At 42.6% G+C, this 3702-nt stretch carries 3 protein-coding genes and 2 pseudogenes; 4 read left to right on the forward strand and 1 reads right to left on the reverse strand.

Translation table 11 applies throughout. From position 1 onward, the window contains the following. Positions 1-295 (reverse strand): HmpF-related protein (locus tag O9324_RS23725; RefSeq protein ID WP_502846599.1); only part of this gene is annotated, 295 nt, incomplete at its 3' end. Positions 296-1156: 861 nt separating this feature from the next. Between O9324_RS23725 and O9324_RS23730 the strand changes: the two are divergent. The 4 genes and pseudogenes from O9324_RS23730 to O9324_RS23745 form a co-directional block, all read left to right on the forward strand. Continuing rightward, positions 1157-1566: pseudogene (locus O9324_RS23730) on the forward strand (RNA-guided endonuclease InsQ/TnpB family protein); the annotation flags it as partial. A 140-nt stretch (positions 1567-1706) separates the two neighbouring features. Then, a pseudogene (locus O9324_RS23735) lies at positions 1707-2561 on the forward strand (RNA-guided endonuclease TnpB family protein); the annotation flags it as partial. Between the two features lie 225 nt (positions 2562-2786). Continuing rightward, a complete protein-coding gene (locus O9324_RS23740; protein ID WP_002757614.1) occupies positions 2787-3152 on the forward strand; it encodes a response regulator in 366 nt (121 codons plus the stop codon). A gap of 91 nt (positions 3153-3243) precedes the next feature. Next, the coding region (locus O9324_RS23745; protein WP_288141481.1) for a CheW domain-containing protein at positions 3244-3702 on the forward strand (459 nt) is incomplete at its 3' end.

Raw genomic sequence — 3702 nt, forward strand, 5'->3', positions numbered from 1 at the left:
TTTTCTCTTGATCTTTCTTGCTGCGCTCCATCAAACGGGAAATCTTTTGCAGTTGCCGCACCATCTCCGCTCCCGCTAATTCCGGGTTTCCTTGCAGTTGACGATTATTGCTCAAATTTACCAAGAGAAGCGCACCTTCACTCAGGGAGTTAGTTTCGTCGTAGGTTAAGATATCTTCCCCTGGTATGGCACTCCACGTCTGATCCTTATGCTGACAGGCCAATAGTTTCAATTCGGTTTTGTAACCGCCGATAAAACCTCTAGTCTGTTTTTTTACTTCTGCAAGGTATAGCACGAGTAGTCGTCCTCTATAATAAAAGTTTTTGTCATCGGTTTTAGGGAGAGTTGGCGATCAAGGCTAGGAGCAGCCCGTCTATGGTTTGGTGTGTAACCATCCGATCCCAAAAATTTTTTAATTTCTATCATTCGAGTTTTTCTTTTTTATCCATACATTTGTTCTCAATTCTTCCCCTTCCCGACTGGAAAATTTTTGCTGATTGTCCAGTTCAAGCGTACTATCTTGGTCTCAAAAAATTCGGTAGTCAATCTCGTAAAGCGGCTCTTCTCGACTTTGTGTGATAATTTTTGCTTATGTAAGTTTAAATGCTTACTGGGCAAGACTTTTAGGACTATTTTGAAAGAAGAAACTATCAGTATAGACCTCGTTTCCACACAGAAACCAGAAGAACCGTAAAGCTTACTGAAAAATATGTTACATAATTAGCTTATCAGATTTATTATTAGTGACAAGAGGAGGGAAGAGAGCGTTTCTCATCAAGAGGGAGTGGGACGGGATTGGGCATCATCTCTAGATCACCAGCGATGGATTGTTTCTCTGGCGCTCCGCAGCTCCAGCGATCCGCAGTACCCCCATACCTTATTAAACAGGATTTAACTGAATGTCAGCATTCATCCCTCGCGCTTAGCGCGAGGGGACGGGGCTTTTAAAGGGGCGAAGCAATTCGCCCCAGGGTTCACCTCAAGAATGCTGACCAGCATATAGACAATTCCTCAAAAACTATGTTATAGCAACTTCTATAGTTGTGAGGTACAGAGTCTTAGGTTTTGAGGAGTCAGGAGTCAGGAGTTAAGATTTTGGTGTACCTCATGAGATTGGGAAACGCTATATCATAGTTATAGTTTCTTGATAATTCTTATGTACAAAGCGTACAAATTCAGACTTAAGCCTAATACCGAGCAAGAAATAGCCTTAGCAAAAAGCTTTGGCTGTGGTCGTTGGTTTGGGAATTTTCCCTGAATTTATGCAAAGAAACCTATAAAACCAGAGGAAAAGGACTGACACGAAACTATATTCAAGGACTATTGCCTAGTCTCAAAAAAGAATATGAGTGGTTGACAGATGCTTATTCCCAGTGTTTACAGGTTGTTGCTTTGAACTTATCGCAAGCTTATCAAAATTTCTTTGAGAAACGAGCTAGACTACCAAGATTCAAATCTAAACATGGTAAACAATCAATTAGCTATCCAGCTAATATTAAATTTGAGGGAGATTATCTAAAGCTTCCTAAAATTGGATTGGTTTATTGTGTTCGTCACTGGGAGTTGGCTCTTCTGGTTTCTGTGTGGAAACGAGTTTTATACTGATAGAATATCCGCAAAATAGTCCTAAAAGTTCTGCCCGATAAGCACTTCAGGATTCCATAAGCAAAAATTATCACACAAAGTCGAGAAGAGCCTGGAGTGTTGAAGGAACGATAAAAACTGTAACCGTGTCAAGAAATCCCGATGATAAATACTACGCTTCTATTTTAGTTGATGACGGATGAGATTCCGTGACGACATCAACGGATGGAAAAGCGATAGGAATTGATTTAGGATTATAGCGTTTCTGATTCACAAGAGGTACATTCCATATCCTGAACAGCTTAATCAGCAAAGGTTTAAGTGTGCCGCACAGATGCGAGAACCGCTATAACTCATTTTTGTATTACCAGTAATGGCAGTAAATATGATAACCCTAAACATTTTGCTAAACATCAACGTAATCTAAAAAGGAAACAACAGAAGCTATCCCGTAAAAAGAAGGGAAGTAACAACCGTCAAAAAGCTAGACGTAAAGTAGCTAAAGTCCATTCTAAAATATCAAGATGTCGTGAGGATTTTCTCCACAAACTATCCCGTAAGATAGTTAACGAAAACCAAGTTATTGCGGTAGAAAACCTCAATGTTAAAGGCGTGGTACGCAATCATAATTTAGCTAAGGCTATTAGTGATTGTGGTTGGGGAATGTTTTGTACAATGCTTAAATACAAGGCAGAATGGGAAGGAAAAACTTATACCGAAGTTGATAGGTTTTTTCCTAGTTCTAAAACTTGTAATGTCTGTCTAAATCAAGTGGGTAGTTTGCCGCTTGAGGTTAGAAAGTTGGACTTGTGTGCATTGTAAAACAACCCATGACCGGGAGATAAACGCGGCGATAAATATCAGAAATGAAGCCTTACGGATATTATCGTTAGGAAAAGCGCGATACTGCCTATAGAGGGGATGTAAGACCAAAAGCTGGGCGTAAGTCCGTCTTGAGGCAATCCCCCGTGAAATAGGAAGCTCTCAACGACCTTGAGAGTAGTTCACCGGTAAAATTGGGAACTATAGAGATGAAACCCGAAAGGGTGAATCAAGTCCTTGTTTAGAGGGAAACCCCTGATAAATTTCAGATTGCGTTGGAGGCAAAAATGAGAGCAATTTCCGAGCATCCAGTCAAAGGGGACTATTATCGGGCATCTTTTGCCATTGTTGTTCTTGGCAGCCGAGCTAGGTAGGGAGTTATGAGCGAAATATTGCTGGTAGAAGACAGCCAAACGCAACGGGAACTGATCTGTGATCTACTCCGCAATAGCGGCATCAAGGTCACGATCGCCACGGATGGGGTAGAAGCCCTCGAACATATTCAGAGACTCAATCCCGATCTCGTCGTTCTCGATATCGTCATGCCCCGCATGAATGGTTATGAGGTGTGTCGTCGTCTCAAGTCGGATCCAAAAACCAAAAATGTCCCGGTGGTCATTTGTTCCTTGAAAGGGGAAGTCTTTGATCGCTATTGGGCCATGAAAATCGGAGCCGATGCCTACATTGTCAAGCCCTTTGAACCGATTGAGTTCATTTATACCATTAAACAACTGTTGCGCCGATAAAATTGCCCTCACCAGAGACAGTGTATCTATGGTATAGGTCAAGACAGCTAAAAACGCCGCCCGAATTATTAGTTGCAAGAGAACTAAACTCATGCTTAACAACGCCGATTTTTTTACTGGTAACGCTCAAGATATCGCCCCCGACAATCAGGAATTAGAAACTCCCGTCGGTGAACTGTACTTGCGATTTTATCTACCCTCTCAGGAGGAGTTTGCCCTTAGTGCCGTGAGCATTGGCGAGGTAATACAGCAACCACTCGATCGGATTACCCCCATTCCCAATGCTTCACCCTTGCTTCTCGGCACGATCAATCTCCGGGGTCAAGTGATCTGGGTGGCGGATCTCGGGCAATTTTTGGGGGATAGCAGCCGCTTAAACACCGATCGAGCCGAAATTCCCATAATTGCAATCAAAGAAGAGGAAACGATCCTCGGTTTAGCGGTGGAACGTTTGGGAGATATGGAATGGCTCGACCCAGATAAACTAGGTAGTGCGGCCAGTATTCCCGATCAGATCGCCCTCTATGTGCAGGGAGAGTGGATTCTGGGC

Origin of the sequence: Microcystis sp. LE19-84.1B, from assembly GCF_027531875.1 — a bacterium.
GTDB classification, from domain to species: Bacteria; Cyanobacteriota; Cyanobacteriia; order Cyanobacteriales; family Microcystaceae; genus Microcystis; species Microcystis panniformis.

Bases quoted from the DNA above. Each gene is read 5' to 3' on its own strand.
- O9324_RS23740 (WP_002757614.1), top strand. From the start codon at position 2,787: ATGAGCGAAATATTGCTGGTAGAAGACAGCCAAACGCAACGGGAACTG.